We start from the raw sequence: 17100 nt of genomic DNA, 5'->3' as shown, positions 1-17100 counted from the left end.
ATCGTGTACGGCCTTTTCGCATGCCCTGGGGCGCGATGTTCGCTCAGGGCGAACGGTCCTCCACGGCAGCGCCTCCGTTGCCCCACTCCACAGCCGGCCCGTCGAAGTGCGCCGCGTGCCGGGGCGGATGGGCCGCGGCCCCGAGGACGAAGACGTCCTCCGCCCCGTCGAGAACTCCGCCCGAGGGGTCGTCGTCGCCCGCCTTGCGGACCATGTCCCGCTCCGGCATGAAGATGTCCCGGACCACCACGGCGCACAGGTACAGCGTGCCCAGGAGGTGAACGGCGATGGCGATCTGGTAACCCTGCGAGGAGAGGCCCTTGTGGGCGTCCCCGCTGGTCGTGTAGGCGAGGTACATCCAGATACCCAGGAAGTACGCGACCTCGCAGGCCTGCCAGATCAGGAAGTCCCGCCAGCGCGGCCGGGCCAGCGCGGCGAGGGGAACGAGCCACAGTACGTACTGGGGCGAGTAGACCTTGTTGGTGAGGACGAAGGCCGCGACGATCAGGAACGCGAGCTGGGCGAAGCGGGGGCGGCGCGGGGCGGTGAGGGCGAGTGCGGTCATGCCCACGCAGACGAGCACCATCAGGACCAGCGCCCAGGCGTTCGCCGTGTCGGAGGTGATGCTGATCTTGAGCCAGGTCGAGAGGAACAGGAAGACCGAACCGAAGTCGACCCCCCGGTCGTGGCTGAAGCTGTAGAACTTCGCCCAGCCCTCCGGGGCGAGGTACATGACCGGAAGGTTCACCACCAGCCACGCACCCACCGCGCCCATCAGCGCGACCCCGAACTCGCGCCACTTGCCGGCCCGCCAGCACAGCACGAGCAGCGGCCCCATCACCAGGAACGGGTAGAACTTGGCGGCGGTGGCGAGTCCGATCAGGATGCCGAAGGCGAGGGCACGGCCCCGCGACCACATGAGCATCGCGGCGGCCAGCAAGGCCACGGCGAGGAGATCCCAGTTGATGGTGGCCGTGAGCGCGAAGGCGGGCGCGAGGGCGACCAGGAGGCCGTCCCAGGGGCGCCTGCGGTGGGTGCGCGCGGTACTCACGGCGATGACCGCCGCGCACACCATGAGCATCCCGGCGTTGACCATCCAGTAGATCTGCTCCTGGTCCTGGATGCTGCCGCCGCCCGGCGTGAGCCAGGCCGCGACCTCCATGAACACACCGGTGAGCACGGGGTACTCGAGGTAGTCCATGTCGCCGGGGAGCTTGTCGAAGTACGGCACCAGACCGTCGGCGAAACCGCGCCCCTGGTAGAGGTGCGGGATGTCCGAGTAGCACGCGTGCGTGTACTGGGTGCTGGCCCCGAAGAACCAGCCGCCGTCGTAGCAGGGCAGTTTCTGGACCATGCCGAGGGCGAACATGGCGATCGCGACAAGTGCGACGACCCGTACGGGTGTCCACCAGGACGTCCCCAGCAGGGCCCTTCGTCCGATGGGGCCGCCGATCAGCTCGCTGCCGGCCGCGGCGACCTCGTCCTCATGGGTCGGCCGCACCGGCTCCGGCTCGCGCACGCTCGCTCGCGTCGTCTCTGCACTGGGCATGGCGCACATCCTGCCGTACGGACCTGAGAGTGCGGTGGTCGGTGACGGATGCCGCTTCCCCTCCCGCCCGCTTGTGATCAACGACACAGCGGATGCCGCCCACCTGAAAGGGGGCCGACGGCGTGTGCCGTCGGCCCCCTTTCGTCAGGCTCGCGTCTGTCGCTCGGCCCGAATGTCCCTCACTCAGCCGTTCGGACCTCGGACGAGGGCACCGTTGCCGTTCCCGCCGCCGTTGCCGGGGGTATTGGTGGGCGTGGGACTGGTGGTGACTCCTCCGTCCGCCCCGCCGTTGCCGCTGCCACCCACGTCCGTCCCGCCGTTGTTGTTGCAGGTCCAGTCGAACCTGCCGCAGGTCTCGCTCGTCGTGGGCGACGGGGAGTTGCTGAGCGTCGGGCTGGGGGTGTCGCTGGGCGTGGGGCTCGACGACGGCGTCGGGGTGGACGACGGCGTCGCGGACGGGCTCGGGGTGTCGTTGAGGATCTCACCGATGGGCTGCGGCGTCGGGAAGTTCTCCACCTTCTGGCCCTTGAGCGCGTTCTCCATGTAGTCGTGCCAGATCTGGGCCGGGAACGAGGCGCCGTGGATCTTCTTCTCGCCGCCCGTGCCGTACATCTCGAGGAACGTACGGTTCTTGCTGCTCGCGTCGTCGTCCAGGCGGTACATGCTGATCGACGTCGACAGCTGCGGGGTGTAGCCGACGAACCAGGCCGACTTGTTGCCGTCGGTGGTACCGGTCTTGCCGGCCACCTGGCGGCCGGTCAGCCGCGCGGCGGTACCGGTTCCCTTGTCCACGACGGTCTTGAGCACGTCGGTGACGTTGTCCGCGACCTCAGGGCTGAAGGCCTCCTTCGCCTTGGCGATCTTCGCGTGCTCGAACACCACGCCGTCCTTGCTGCTGATCTTCTCGACCGAGTAAGGATCGCGCTGCTGTCCGCTGTCCGCGAAGGTGGCGTACGCACCGGCCATACGGATCGCGCTGGGGTCCGAGGTGCCGATGGAGAACGAGGGGAAGGCGGAGCTCGCCAGGCTGGTCTTGAGGACGCCCGCGTTCAGCGCGGCCTCCTCCACCTTGTCCAGGCCTACGTCCATGCCGAGCTGGACGTAGGCGGAGTTGACGGACTCCCGCATCGCCTCACGCAGGTCGATCTTGTAGTTCGGCGGGTTGTACGACTTTTCGCCGTCGTTGGTCTGGAGCCACTCCTTGCCGTCCTTGTCGGTCCAGACCGTGTTGTCGTACTGCTTGATCTTGAGCTTGTTCTTGCCGCTGTACAGGCTCTTCGGAGAGGCGATCTTGCGCTCAGACGACCCCGAGGGATCCTTGACGCCCCACTGCATGGCGGCCGCGAGCACGAACGGCTTGAACGTCGATCCCACCTGGGCGCCGGTCTGGTCCGCGTTGTTGGTGAAGTGCTTGGTCGCGTCCTCACCGCCGTAGATGGCCTTGATCGCGCCCGTTGTCGGATCGACGGAGGCACCACCGAACTGGACGTACTTGTCCGTGTTCGGACGGGCCTTGGGGTTGATCTTCTTGCTGCGGACTTCCTTCACGGCGTTTTCGAGAGCACGGACCTTCGACTTGTCGAAGGTCGTGTGGATCGAGAAGCCGCCCTGTTGGAACTGGTTCTCCGTGATCTTGGTGTTGTGGACGACGTACGCCTTGGCGAGGTCGACGAGATAGCCGATCTGACCGCTGAGCCGGGTGTTCGAACGTGGGTTCTGGGGCTTGGGAAGCTTCGTGAACTTGGCCCGGTCCGCAGCGCTCAGGTGGCCGTACGTGACCTCCTTGTCCAGCGTGTCCTTCCACTGGGCCGTGGCCCGCCTCGTGTTGGCATCGGGGGTGGCCGCCGTGTCGAGCGACGTCGCGCCCGCCGGGTCGTAGTAGGTCGCGCCCTTGAGCATCGCCGCCAGGAAGGCGCACTGGCTCGCGTCGAGCTTGATGGCGTCCTTGTCGAAGTACGCGCGCGAGGCTGCCTGAAGTCCGTAGGCTCCGCGACCGTAGTACGCGGAGTTCAGGTAGCCCTCCATGATCTTTTCCTTCTTGACCGTGGCGCCCACCTTGATCGAGACGAAGATCTCCTTGAACTTCCGGGAGATCGTCTGCGACTGGTCGTCCAGCATCGCGTTCTTCACGTACTGCTGGGTGATGGTGGAGCCACCCTGCGTCCGGCCACCCCTGGCCATGTTCAGGAAGGCGCGGGCGATGCCCTTCGGGTCTACACCGCTGTCGGTCTCGAAGGTCTTGTTCTCCTGCGAGATGACGGCGTAGCGCATCGCCGCGGGGATCTGCGAGTAGTTGATGATCTGGCGGTTCGTCTCACCACCGGTGGCGACCATCTGGGTGCCGTCCGCCCAGTAGTAGACGTTGTTCTGGGCTGTGGCGGTGTTCGCCACGTCCGGGACGCTCACCATGGCGTATCCGACGCCCGCCACGGCCACCAGGCTCCCGACGAAGCCGATGAACAGGCCCGACACCAGCTTCCATGACGGCACCCAGCGCGCACCTCCCGACCGCCCCGCGCGCGGGTAGTCGATGAAGCGTTTCTTGACGGGTCCCGAGGGACGGCCACGGCCCGGCCCGTTCGGGCCTCCGGGACCGCCTCGGCGGCCACCGGATCCGGCGGCCTCCGCGCCTCGGCGGCGTCCGCCGCCACTGCTCTTCTGTGCCGCGCGCCGGGCCTCGGCGCGGCCACTGTACGGGCGCTCCTCCTCACCCCCTGACCCACCGGAGCCGGATGGTGACTCATAGGAGTCGGAAGGTGACCCGGTGGCGCCTCGCGGTGTCGCGCGGCGGTCGGCGGCCGGGCCGGGCTGGCCGCGCCGGGCCGCGGCACGTCCGCCGCCCTGCTGCTGCGGCGGTTTGCGACGGTGCTCGCTCATCGAACGACTACTCCTAGGGCAGGCGCACCCTTGCGCGCCTGGAAACGGCGGCTGGTTTCCGGTCCCCCCGAAGTACGGATGCGGTCGATCACACATTCACCCGTACTGCACCGAGGATGAAGACGTCCTCAGGCGTCACTCGGTTCCCGGTGGTTCTGCATGGCGCACAGACTACGCACCGTCAAAACCCACCTAGCGCCGAAGTTCACCTCAAATCAGGCAACTTGCTTCGTATGAATCGGTGATGTGACGCCGTTCACCGTGGCCCCTCTTGTCGCAGGCGCATGACCGTTCTATCGTGCTGATGTATCGAGTCGATACATCAGCTCGGCATAAAGAACATGCCGAGGAGGCCGCGACAGACAGGAGGCGACATGAGCCGGCGCTCCGGGATCCTCGAGTTCGCCGTTCTCGGTCTGCTCCGCGAGTCCCCGATGCACGGCTATGAGCTGCGCAAACGACTCAATACGTCACTCGGTGTGTTCCGGGCGTTCAGCTACGGGACGCTCTACCCCTGCCTCAAGACGCTGGTCGCCAGCGGCTGGTTGATCGAGGAGTCGGGGAACACCCCGGAGGACGCCCTCGCCGCACCACTCGCAGGGCGTCGCGCCAAGATCGTCTACCGGTTGACGGCAGAAGGTAAGGAACACTTCGAGGAGCTGCTCTCGCAGACGGGTCCCGACGCGTACGAGGACGAACACTTCGCCGCTCGTTTCGCCTTCTTCGGGCAGACGTCACGCGACGTACGCATGCGCGTACTGGAGGGCCGCCGCAGTCGGCTCGAGGAGCGCCTGGAGAAGATGCGCGCCTCTCTGGCACGCACCCGGGAGCGCCTCGACGACTACACCCTTGAGCTCCAGCGCCACGGAATGGAGTCCGTGGAGCGCGAAGTGCGCTGGCTGAACGAGCTCATCGAAAGCGAGCGGGCGGGACGGGACATCAAGGGTTCCGCCACCGAAGGCACCTCCCGAGGTGCCTTCGACGGTCCCGCTCCGCACCACAGCACATCTGGAGAGACGGGCGGCCTGCCCCGGCACCGGGATGACTCCCGACCGGATCCGTCCGACGACACCACCACGTGAGGTCCAGTCGGGGCTTCACCTCGTACACACAGGGAGCAACCGGAATGGGTTCGGTTCGCGTAGCCATCGTCGGCGTGGGCAACTGCGCCGCCTCGCTGGTTCAGGGCGTCGAGTACTACAAGGACGCCGACCCGGCGACCAAGGTCCCCGGCCTGATGCACGTCAAGTTCGGCGACTACCACGTCGGTGACGTCGAGTTCGTCGCCGCGTTCGACGTCGACGCGAAGAAGGTCGGCCTCGACCTCTCCGACGCCATCGGTGCCAGCGAGAACAACACCATCAAGATCTGCGACGTCCCGAACAAGGGCGTCACGGTCCAGCGCGGTCACACCCTGGACGGTCTCGGTAAGTACTACCGCATGACCATCGAGGAGTCCGCCGAGGCGCCGGTCGACATCGTCCAGGTCCTCAAGGACAAGCAGGTCGACGTCCTCATCTGCTACCTGCCCGTCGGTTCCGAGGCCGCGGCGAAGTTCTACGCCCAGTGCGCCATCGACGCCAAGGTCGCCTTCGTCAACGCCCTCCCGGTCTTCATCGCCGGCACCAAGGAGTGGGCGGACAAGTTCACCGAGGCCGGTGTCCCGATCGTCGGCGACGACATCAAGTCGCAGGTCGGCGCGACCATCACGCACCGCGTGATGGCGAAGCTGTTCGAGGACCGCGGTGTCCGTCTTGAGCGCACCATGCAGCTCAACGTCGGCGGCAACATGGACTTCAAGAACATGCTGGAGCGCGACCGCCTCGAGTCCAAGAAGATCTCGAAGACGCAGGCCGTCACCTCGCAGATCCCCGACCGCGACCTGGGCGAGAAGAACGTCCACATCGGTCCCTCGGACTACGTGGCCTGGCTCGACGACCGCAAGTGGGCGTACGTCCGCCTCGAGGGCCGTGCCTTCGGTGACGTTCCGCTGAACCTGGAGTACAAGCTCGAGGTCTGGGACTCCCCGAACTCGGCGGGTGTCATCATCGACGCCCTGCGCGCCGCGAAGATCGCCAAGGACCGCGGCATCGGCGGCCCGATCCTGTCGGCGTCGTCGTACTTCATGAAGTCCCCGCCGGTCCAGTACTTCGACGACGAGGCGTACGCCAACGTCGAGAAGTTCATCAAGGGCGAGGTCGAGCGCTAGAAAGACAGACGCCGAGCGCCGGCCGACACCGATCGCAGTGCCCATAGGACAAGGCGCTGCGGGCCGACGGTACGCCGCGCGCACAGCGTCGAGGGGCTCTTCGCTCCTGCCCGTCGAGGGTCCCCGGGTCACTCACCCGGGGACCTTCCTCGTATGTGAGGCTGTGCCCCATGGCCGTCGTGCGTGACCTGCGCGTCCTCCTGCGCCTCCAGAACTTCAGACGTCTGCTCGGGATCCGCCTGCTGTCCCAGGGCGCCGACGGGGTCTTCCAGATCGCGCTCGCCACCTACGTCGTCTTCTCCCCGGAGAAACAGACCTCGGCTGCCTCGATCGCCTCGGCGATGGCCGTCCTGCTCCTCCCGTACTCCCTCATCGGCCCCTTCGCGGGCGTCCTGCTGGACCGCTGGCGGCGCCGCCAGGTCTTCCTGTACGGCAATCTGCTGCGGGCCGCGCTGGCCTGTGTGACGGCCGTCCTGATGCTGAACCACGTCCCCTCCTGGCTCTTCTACGCCTCCGCGCTGTGCGTCACCGCGGTCAACCGATTCGTCCTCGCGGGTCTCTCGGCCGCCCTGCCCCGCGTCGTCGACTCCGACCGGCTGGTGATCGCCAACTCCCTCTCGCCCACCGCCGGGACACTCGCCGCGACAGCGGGCGGTGGCCTCGCCTTCGTCGTGCGGCTGGTCGCCTCGGACTCGGACGCGGCGGTCGTGCTCGTCGGGGCGGCCCTCTACCTGTGCGCGGCGCTCGCCTCCCTGCGCATCTCCCCGGAACTGCTCGGCCCGGACCAGCGGTGGGTACGGCCGAGTCTGCGGACGGCCCTGAACGGCACCGCACGCGGTCTGGTGGCGGGCGTGCGTCATCTCGCCGAGCCCGCGCGGCGGGAAGCCGCCTGCGCGCTCCTGGCCATGACCTTGATGCGCTTCTGCTACGGCGCTCTGACCGTCATGATGCTGATGCTCTGCCGGTACGCCTGGTCGTCCGGCTCGGACGACGGACTCGCCCTGCTGGGGCTGGCCGTGGGCATATCGGGGGCGGGCTTCTTCACCGCGGCCGTGGTGACACCCTGGGCGGTGGGGCGACTGGGCCCCGGGGGCTGGATCGTCATGTGCGCCGGTACGGCCGCGGTCCTGGAGCCCGCGCTCGGACTGTCCTTCGCCCCGCCCCCCGTACTGGCCGCCGCCTTCCTCCTGGGCCTGACCACACAGGGCGCGAAGATCGCCACCGATACCGTGGTCCAGTCCTCGGTCGACGACGGCTACCGTGGCCGGATCTTCTCCGTCTACGACGTCCTGTTCAACACCGCGTTCGTCGGCGCGGCCGCGGTGGCCGCCCTGATACTGCCTCCTGACGGACGATCGGCTCCGCTCGTGGTCACCGTGGCCCTGCTCTACGCGGCAATTGCTGTTTCTATGGCCCGTTTTGAGCGGCGGCAACTGTCACACCAATGACACAGAGCCCCTCCCGACTACTGCGTTGTCACAGGCTCCGGATAACTTACGTGCGTCTTATTTCGCGCCACGCGCATCTAGGTTCCAGGGGGGACCCCGCATGACTACTCCGCCGCCCCACGGCCAGAACCCGTACGCCCAGCAGCCCACCGCTCCCGTGGGACAGCAGCCCGTCCAGCCGGGGGTTCCCCCGCAGCAGCCCTACGCGCCGTTCCCCGACCAGGGCGCCCCGGTGCCGCCGCCGGCACCGGCACCGGCCAAGCGTCGTGGCAAGAAGGCCCTGCGCATCGTCGTCCTGATAGTCGTCGCCCTGGGCCTGTACGGGGTGAAGTGGTACCTCGGCCAGAGCGACGCGGAGACCACGTCGGTCGGCAGCTGCATGCACAACAGCGGCACGGACTCCAAGGCCGACCTCAAGACGGTCGACTGCTCCTCGGGGGACGCTCAGTACAAGGTCGTCGAGAAGTTCGACAACACCAGCGACGACGCCAAGTGCAAGGACGTCACGGACTCGACGATCGCCTACATCCAGTCGGGCGGCGGTCACGACGTGGTGCTGTGCCTGAAGGAAAACAAGTAGCGGCACCGTTCGTCTGCGGTGAGGGGTGATGTTTCACGTGAAACATCACCCCTCACCACTTTCCAGCTCATGCCTGTGGGGTCATGTTTCACGTGAAACATGACCCCACAGGCATGAGCCTCAGCCCTGCTCGGTCCACCACTCCTGGAGCGCCGTCACTGCCGCGTCATGTTTCATCGGGCCGTTCTCCAGCCGCAGCTCCAGCAGGAACTTGTACGCCTGCCCGATCGCCGGGCCCGGCCCGATGCTCAGGATCTCCATGATCTGGTTGCCGTCGAGGTCAGGTCGGATCGCGTCCAGCTCCTCCTGCTCCTGGAGCTGGGCGATGCGCTCCTCCAGGCCGTCGTACGCGTGCGAGAGTGCGGTCGCCTTGCGCTTGTTACGGGTGGTGCAGTCGGAGCGGGTCAGCTTGTGAAGTCGATCGAGGAGCGGTCCCGCGTCCCGTACGTAGCGACGTACCGCGGAATCGGTCCACTCGCCGGTGCCGTACCCGTGGAACCGCAAGTGAAGTTCGACCAGCCGGGAGACGTCCTTCACGAGCTCGTTCGAGTACTTGAGCTCCGACATCCGCTTCTTGGTCATCTTCGCGCCCACCATCTCGTGGTGATGGAAGGAGACCCGCCCGTCGTCCTCGAAGCGCCGGGTCCTCGGCTTGCCGATGTCGTGCAGCAGCGCGGCCAGCCTCAGGGTCAGGTCGGGACCGTTCTCCTCCAGCGCCATGGCCTGCTCCAGGACGATCAGGGAGTGGTCGTAGACGTCCTTGTGCCGGTGGTGTTCGTCACGCTCCAGCCGCAGGGCCGGCAGCTCGGGCAGCACAGGGGCCGAGAGACCGGTGTCGACGAGCAGCGTCAGGCCCTTGCGCGGGTGCGCGGAGAGAAGGAGCTTGTTGAGCTCGTCCCGTACCCGTTCCGCCGAGACGATCTCGATACGTCCTGCCATGTCCGTCATCGCCGCGACGACGTCCGGGGCCACCTCGAAGTCGAGCTGGGCCGCGAACCGAGCGGCCCGCATCATCCGCAGGGGATCGTCGGAGAAGGACTGTTCGGGCGTTCCCGGGGTGCGCAGCACCCGGGCGGCCAGATCGTCCCGGCCGCCGTGCGGGTCGATGAACTTCTTCTCCGGCAGCGCGACAGCCATCGCGTTCACGGTGAAGTCACGGCGCACGAGGTCTTCCTCGATCGAGTCGCCGTAGGACACCTCGGGTTTACGGGACGTCCGGTCGTACGCCTCGGAGCGGTACGTCGTGATCTCGATCTGGAAGGACTGCTGTACGCCGTCCACGAGGGCGTCCTTGTGCGCGCCGACGGTACCGAAGGCGATCCCGACCTCCCAGACGGCGTCCGCCCAGGGACGCACGATCTTCAGTACGTCCTCGGGTCGCGCATCAGTGGTGAAGTCCAGGTCGTTGCCGAGCCGGCCGAGGAGCGCGTCCCGGACCGAGCCGCCGACGAGAGCGAGGGAGAACCCCGCCTCCTGGAATCGGAGGGCGAGCTCGTCGGCGACAGGGGACACCCGGAGCAGTTCACTCACCGCGCGGTGCTGCACCTGGCTCAGGGCACTGGGGTTGTCTTCGTTGGCGTTCGGCACAACAGAAAAGGGTACGTGGCCGGGGCACCCCGGGGCGCCTCCATAAAACGTGCACAGGCGTCCTCTCCTTTATACGGGCCTCAATACACGCACATACGGGACAGTCGCCCCAGTCTCCCGATCTTGTGGAGCACTCCGCGGCACTTCCCCTCGGCGCGCATCGTTACCATGCGTGGACGCACATTCCGACGACCACTGACGACGACGAGGGACGGGCGAGCGCGTGGCCGAGGCGGCAGACTTCCAAGGGACGAGTCCCTCACCTGCCCACCGGTGGTTGCGGCGCACCGGCGCACTGCTGGCCGGGGCGCCCCTCCTTGCCGGACTGCTCCAGCTGTCCTCCTCTCCGGCCGCACACGCCGCGGAAACGGCCTCTGTGGCCGCCGCGAGCGGCTCCCGGACCGTCGACGTCTCCCTGGACTCCCTGAGCCCCAGCGCCCCCACGGACGGCGACACGGTCACCGTCTCCGGCTCGATCACCAACAAGGGCAAGCAGACGGTCACTGGCGCCCACGTGGGGCTGCGGGTGGGCCCCTCCCTCAGCGGTCGGGTGGCGATCGACGACGCCGCCGAGCGCACCGGGTTCCAGCCGGGGCTCGACCCTCTGGAGGTCGGTGGCAAGTACGTCCAGAAGTTCTCCGCGCTCCCCGCCGGCGTCTCGCAACGATTCAGCATCTCGGTGCCTGTCAAGGAGCTCGACCTCGGGTCCGACGGGGTGTACCAGTTGGGTGTCTCCCTCTCGGGTCAGACCTCCGCTGAACCGTGGGAGCACGTACTGGGGATCGAGCGGACGTTCCTGCCCTGGCAGCCCGCGGCAGCGGACACCAGGACGAAGACGGCGTATCTCTGGCCGCTGATCTCGACGGTCCACCTCAGCGCGGAGACCGGCTCGGACGCCCAGCAGACCCCTGTCTTCCAGAACGACGAACTGGCGGAGGAGATCGCCCCTGGTGGCCGCCTCGACCAGCTCCTGACGCTGGGCGGCGATCTCGACGTCACCTGGGTCCTCGACCCGGACCTGCTGGCGTCCGTCGACGCGATGACGGGCAGCTACCGGATCCAGGACGGCGACACCACGACGGCAGGCAAGAACCAGTCCGTCGCCAAGGCGTGGCTCGACAAGCTCGAGAAGACGGTCTCCGGCAAAGAAGTCGTCGCGCTCCCCTTCGCCGACCCCGACGTCGCGTCGCTGGCGCACCGGGGCAAGAACGTCGCCGACTCCCTGAATCACCTCAAGGACGCCACCGCCGTTGCCTCCGACACCGTGGACACGATCATCCACGTGAAGCCGGAGACCGACTTCGCGTGGCCCGTGAACGGCGCCGTCGACCCGTCGATCGTCCAGGTCGCCACGTCCGCGGGCGCGCACAAGGTGATCGCCCGCAGCGACAGCCTCCGTGAGACCGGCGATCTGACGTACACCCCCAGTGCGGCCCGCCCCATCGGCGGCGGCACGACGGCGGTGGTCTCGGACTACCGGCTGTCGACCGAGTTCCAGGGCGACATGGCGAAGGCCGACAGCTCCACGCTGGCCGTGCAGGAGTTCCTGGCGCAGGCTCTCGCGCTCAACCTCCAGGAGCCGAACCACCAGCGCAGCATCGTCGTCGCCCCGCAGCGCATGCCGTCCGTGAGCCAGGCGCAGGCGATGGCGACGGCGGTGAAGGCGCTCCAGGGCGGAAACTGGTCCGACGCCCAAGGCCTGTCCGCGGCCGCCAAGGCCAAACCGGATCCGGACGCCACGACAAGCATCCGCCCGGTGTCCTCGTACCCGCGCGCCCTGAAAAATCAGGAGCTGAAGCGGTCGGACTTCGAGAAGATCCAGACCACGCAGCACACCCTCGACAGGTTCAAGGTCATCCTCACCGACAGGTCCCGCGTGGTGACTCCGTTCGGTCGGGCCATAGACCGGGGGATGTCGACGTCCTGGCGTGGGCGCGCCGCCCAGGGGGAGACCTTCCGCGACGGGGTGGACACGTACCTCAACAACCTCACCGGTCTGGTCAAGCTGATCGACAAGTCCGACGCGAAGCTGTCGGGCCGCAGTGCCACGATCCCGGTGACGGTGCAGAACAACCTCGTGCAGGGCGTCCACCACCTGGTACTGCGCCTCACGTCGAAGCAGCCCACCCGTCTCCAGATCGGCAACGCCGCCTACTCCGAGCAGCGGATCCAGGTCGCGGGCGAGCACAGCCAGTCGGTGAAGTTCACCACCTCCTCGAAGGCCAACGGTCCGGTGACGGTGACGGCCCAGCTGTTCACCGAGGACGGACAGGCATACGGTCCCGACGTGCCGTTCGAGGTGAAGGTCACCGAGATCACCCCCACGGTCATGCTGGTCATCGGTGGTGGCGTGCTGCTCCTCGTGCTCGCCGGATTCCGGATGTACACGCAACGCAAGCGCGCGGCGGCCCGGCAGGCCGAGGAGGCGCAGGAGAACGCCCCGGACGCCGAGGGCGGAACCGGGACCGAGGCCACCAGCGTGCAGGGGGTGAACGGCGTGAACGGCGTGAACAAGGACGCCGCAGGCACCGTAGACACTGTCGAGGACACCGAGCGCTCCAAGGACGGTCCCGACGGGGATTCCACGACGGAGCCCGGGGCGGACGCCCCGGAGCAGCCGAGTGACCCCGCACCGGACACCGCACCGGAAAGCACCGACCCGTCCGGCACGGGTGAGAGAGTGGACCGTTGAGCGATGTCGTGGCCGGTGGGCCCGGGGACGATGAGGTGGGGTAACCATGAACGCGCCGTACGACGGTGACCGCGGTCAGGGCGCGGGCGGCTCGGGCTACCCCGAGGGCTACCCGGAGGGATCTCCGGCCGAGCCCGGTCAGGTGCCCCAGGGGCACTACCCGGACATGTACTTCCAGGACGCCTACGACCAGGACCCGTACGGGGCGCAGGATCTCGCCGCCCAGGATCCGGTGACCGAGGCGCTCTACGACCGGGCGGCGCACCCTCCGCCGCCCGGGGGACCGCACTACCCGCAGCAGGCGCTCTACGCCCAGCCGCCCACCGCGCAGCACGCCCCCGACCCTCGTGTGTGGGCCCAGACGCCTCCGCCGGAGCCGGCGGGTCCCAGCCGCCACCTGCCGTACGGCGAGGACGCGCGCACCACCCAGTTCGTCGGCGTCGACGATCTAGTCACGCAGGCCGCCGAGCAGCAGCCCGAGACCGACGCGTTCGCCCACCTCTTCCGTGACCAGCGGCAGGGCGGCGTCCGACCGTCCATGGAGGCAACGGCCGCCCCGGCGCAGGCACAGGCGCCGTCCGTGCGTCAGGGCCCGGCGGCGCAGCCTCCAGGCCCGCTGTCCGAGCAGACGATGCAGCTCACCCCCACGGCGCCGCCCACCGCCACGGCCGCCCCGAAGAAGGGCGGGCGTGCGTCGGGTCTGCTGAAGTCGAGCGCCGTCATGGCGGCCGGCACCCTGGTGTCCCGGCTCACCGGCTTCATCCGCTCCGCGCTGATCGTCTCCGCGCTGGGGCTCGGCTTCCTGGGCGACTCCTTCCAGGTCGCCTACCAGCTCCCCACGATGATCTACATCCTGACCGTGGGCGGTGGTCTCAACTCCGTCTTCGTGCCGCAGCTGGTTCGCGCGATGAAGGACGACGACGACGGCGGCGAGGCCTTCGCCAACCGCCTCCTGACCCTGGTCATGGTGGCGCTCGGCCTGCTGACCGCGCTCGCGATGCTGGCCGCGCCCCTCCTGGTCCGCATGCTGTCGAACCCGGTCGCCAGCAACCCGGCCGCCAACGAGGTGGCCGTCACCTTCACCCGCTACTTCCTGCCCTCGATCTTCTTCATGGGCATCCACGTGGTGATGGGGCAGGTTCTCAACGCCCGGGGCAAGTTCGGCGCGATGATGTGGACCCCGGTCCTGAACAACATCGTCATCATCGTGACGCTCGGCATGTTCATCTGGGTGTACGGCACCGCCGCGCACTCCGACATGTCCGTCGAGAACATCCCGCCGGAGGGCCAGCGGCTCCTGGGCGTCGGCGTGCTCCTCGGCCTTGTAGTCCAGGCCTTGGCGATGATCCCGTATCTGCGTGAGACCGGGTTCAGGCTGCGGCTGCGTTTCGACTGGAAGGGTCACGGCCTCGGCAGGGCCGCGATGCTCGCCAAGTGGACCGTGCTCTTCGTCCTCGCCAACCAGGCGGGGGCGATGGTCGTCACCCAGCTGTCCACCGCCGCGGGCCAGCATTCGGTCAAGGGAACCGGCTTCGCCGCCTACGCCAACGCCCAACTGATCTGGGGTCTGCCGCAGGCGATCATCACGGTCTCCCTGATGGCCGCCCTGCTGCCGCGTATCTCCCGGTCGGCGCACGAGGGGGACAGCGGCGCGGTGCGCGACGACATCTCCCAGGGGCTGCGGACGACGGCCGTCGCGATCGTGCCGATCGCCTTCGGCTTCCTCTCCCTCGGCATTCCGATGTGCACCCTGATCTTCGGGTCCTCGGGCATCGCGCCGGCCACCAACATGGGCTACATGCTGATGGCCTTCGGCCTCGGTCTCATCCCGTTCTCCGTGCAGTACGTCGTGCTCCGCGCCTTCTACGCGTACGAGGACACCCGGACCCCCTTCTACAACACGGTCATCGTGGCGGTCTTCAACGCCGTGGCCTCGGCTGTGTGCTACTTCGTGCTCCCCGCCCGCTGGGCCGTCGTCGGCATGGCCGCCTCCTACGGCCTCGCCTACGCGATCGGCGTCGGGGTCGCCTGGAACAGGCTCCGCAAGAGGCTGGGCGGCGACCTGGACGGCGCCCGCGTCCTGCGCACCTACGCCAGGCTCGGTATCGCCTCGGTTCCGGCGGCACTGCTGAGCGGCGCCGCCTGCTACGGGATCGCGCAGACGCTGGGACAGGGGGTCGGCGGCTCGTTCGCCGCCCTGCTCGGCGGCAGCGTCGTACTGTTCGGCGTCTTCTACGTCGCCGCGCGGAAGATGCGCATCGAAGAACTCAACTCAATGGTCGGAATGGTCCGCGGGCGCCTGGGGCGCTGAGGCGGGGGTACGCGCACAACCATCGTCCGTCGCCGTGTGTCGTGCATAGCGCCGGACTATGGGCACAATTGGTTTCTGCGTCGGACAGCGCGCATTGGATGGGGAGGCGGGAACGACGGTGGCGGAACGGAGCACGGCTGCCGTCGACGTGGCAGACAACAGTGGCGATGAGCCGCTGACCGCCAAGGCGGGCCAGTCCACGTCCGACGGGGTGGTCCAGAACCGGGAGCGGGAGACGGACAGCGAAGAGGCACAGGGGAGCGGCGGGACCGAGAATCCCGGGAAGGTCTCACCACCAGAACTGCACAGCGGCCACAAGCTGGCCAGGAGGTACCGCCTCGAGGAGTGCGTCACCCGTCTGGACGGCTTCAGCAGTTGGCGTGCGGTGGACGAGAAGCTGCGTCGCGCCGTCGGCGTGCATCTGCTTCCCGCCGATCATCCGCGGGCCCGCTCGGTACTGGCGGCGGCCCGTTCCTCCGCCCTGCTGGGCGACCCCCGCTTCGTCCAGGTCCTGGACGCGGTCGAGGAGAACGATCTCGTCTATGTGGTCCACGAGTGGCTGCCGGACGCCACGGAGCTGACGGCGCTCCTGGCCGCGGGCCCGCTGGAGGTGCACGAGGCCTACCAGATGGTCACGCAGGTCTCCCAGGCCATGGCCGCCGCACACCGTGAGGGCCTCGCACATCTCCGGCTGACCCCGAGCGCCGTGCTGCGCACGTCGAGCGGCCAGTGGCGCATCCGTGGGCTCGCGGTGAACGCCGCGCTGCGCGGCATCAGCTCCAACACCCCCCAGCGCACGGACACCGAGGCGATCGGCGCGCTCCTGTACGCCTCGCTCACCCAGCGGTGGCCGTACGAGAACGACGCGTACGGCCTGTCGGGGCTGCCCAAGGGAGTCGGCCTGATCGCACCGGACCAGGTGCGGGCCGGCGTCCACCGTGGCCTGTCCGAGCTCGCCATGCGCGCGCTCGTCAACGACGGCGCGACGGCCTCTCGCCACGAGTCTCCGTGCACGACGCCGGAGGAGCTGGTCAAGGCGATCGCCGAGATGCCCCGCATCCGGCCGCCGGAGCCCGCGTTCACGGCTCCGCCCGAGTACCAGCGCACCTCGTACCAGCAGGGCAGCTACGGCCGCCCTGTGCCGCACGCCACGCAGCCGGCGCCGACCCCGCCGCCCCCGCTGCAGAGCCGCACCGGCAAGGCCCTCAAGTGGACGGTGTCGGCTCTCCTCATCGCCGCCCTAGGTCTCGGCAGCTGGCAGCTCGCGGACGCGCTGATGGACCGCAGCAAGTCCGACGACACCCAGCCGACGCGCACGACGGACGGCAACGACAAGAACAGCGGGAAGACCAAGCCCGTCAAGCCGATCACCATCAAGGGCGCCCAGGAGTACGTCGCCAAGGGCTCCCCCCAGGCGGCCGGGGACGTCGACAAGACGTACGACGGGAACAGTTCGACGTACTGGCGGAGCAAGAGCTTCGTGGACGGTCCGAACATGAATCCGGCCTTCAAGCCCGGCGTCGGCGTCGTCTACGACCTCGGCTCGCAGCAAACCGTCACGGCGGCTTCCATAGGGCTCCGGTACCCCGGTGACCACACCACGATCGGCCTGTACGCCACCGACTCGACAGGTTCTTCGACGCCCGTGGATTCGATGACGAAGATCGGGACCATCACTACGAGCGGTACGACCGCGAAGATCACGGTCAGCAAGAAGGTGAAGAGTCAGTACGTACTGCTCTGGATCACGGCGATGCCCTACGCGTCCGGTGACCAGTACAGCAACGCCGGCTACAAGCAGGCCATCACGGACGTGAAGTTCACCGGCTGACGCTCGCACAAAGGGG

10 protein-coding genes are annotated in these 17100 nt (G+C 68.1%); 7 read left to right on the top strand and 3 right to left on the bottom strand.

Translation table 11 applies throughout. From position 1 onward, the window contains the following. Positions 1-43 precede the first annotated feature (43 nt). Positions 44-1549 (bottom strand): glycosyltransferase 87 family protein, encoded by a 1506-nt coding sequence (locus ABZV34_RS10680; RefSeq protein WP_356273357.1) that lies wholly within the window; start codon positions 1547-1549, stop codon positions 44-46. A 183-nt stretch (positions 1550-1732) separates the two neighbouring features. Beyond that, on the bottom strand, positions 1733-4426 hold the full coding sequence (locus tag ABZV34_RS10675; protein ID WP_356273355.1) for a transglycosylase domain-containing protein: 2694 nt from the start codon (positions 4424-4426) through the stop codon (positions 1733-1735). 374 nt (positions 4427-4800) lie between these two features. Between ABZV34_RS10675 and ABZV34_RS10670 the strand changes: the two genes are divergently transcribed. From ABZV34_RS10670 to ABZV34_RS10655, 4 genes are all read left to right on the top strand, one after another. Continuing rightward, the gene (locus ABZV34_RS10670; RefSeq protein ID WP_356273353.1) at positions 4801-5508 is read left to right on the top strand and encodes a helix-turn-helix transcriptional regulator; all 708 of its coding nucleotides are present in this window, start codon (positions 4801-4803) and stop codon (positions 5506-5508) included. A gap of 44 nt (positions 5509-5552) precedes the next feature. Then, entirely contained in the window at positions 5553-6635 is a 1083-nt protein-coding gene (locus tag ABZV34_RS10665; protein WP_356273351.1) for an inositol-3-phosphate synthase, read from the top strand. 170 nt (positions 6636-6805) lie between these two features. Next, a complete protein-coding gene (locus ABZV34_RS10660) occupies positions 6806-8083 on the top strand; it encodes an MFS transporter (protein WP_356273349.1) in 1278 nt (425 codons plus the stop codon). A gap of 100 nt (positions 8084-8183) precedes the next feature. Then, positions 8184-8663, top strand: coding sequence for a hypothetical protein (locus ABZV34_RS10655; RefSeq protein WP_356273347.1), 480 nt, complete (start codon positions 8184-8186; stop codon positions 8661-8663). Between the two features lie 120 nt (positions 8664-8783). Here ABZV34_RS10655 and ABZV34_RS10650 read toward each other — a convergent pair whose 3' ends face one another. After that, on the bottom strand, positions 8784-10250 hold the full coding sequence (locus ABZV34_RS10650; protein WP_356273345.1) for a CCA tRNA nucleotidyltransferase: 1467 nt from the start codon (positions 10248-10250) through the stop codon (positions 8784-8786). Positions 10251-10473: 223 nt separating this feature from the next. Here ABZV34_RS10650 and ABZV34_RS10645 point away from each other — a divergent pair, with 223 nt between their 5' ends. The 3 genes from ABZV34_RS10645 (at position 10474) to ABZV34_RS10635 (ending at position 17084) form a co-directional block, all read left to right on the top strand. After that, positions 10474-12942, top strand: a complete 2469-nt coding sequence (locus tag ABZV34_RS10645) for a DUF6049 family protein (RefSeq protein ID WP_356273343.1) — start codon at positions 10474-10476, stop codon at positions 12940-12942. Positions 12943-12988: 46 nt separating this feature from the next. Next, entirely contained in the window at positions 12989-15253 is a 2265-nt protein-coding gene (gene murJ, locus ABZV34_RS10640; protein WP_356273341.1) for a murein biosynthesis integral membrane protein MurJ, read from the top strand. Between the two features lie 118 nt (positions 15254-15371). Then, a complete protein-coding gene (locus tag ABZV34_RS10635; RefSeq protein ID WP_356273340.1) occupies positions 15372-17084 on the top strand; it encodes a protein kinase family protein in 1713 nt (570 codons plus the stop codon). Positions 17085-17100 lie beyond the last annotated feature (16 nt).

It is taken from the genome of Streptomyces sp. NPDC005195 (assembly GCF_040608315.1).
Classification (GTDB): domain Bacteria; phylum Actinomycetota; class Actinomycetes; order Streptomycetales; family Streptomycetaceae; genus Streptomyces; species Streptomyces kaempferi.
This window is presented reverse-complemented; position numbering and strand designations above follow the sequence as displayed.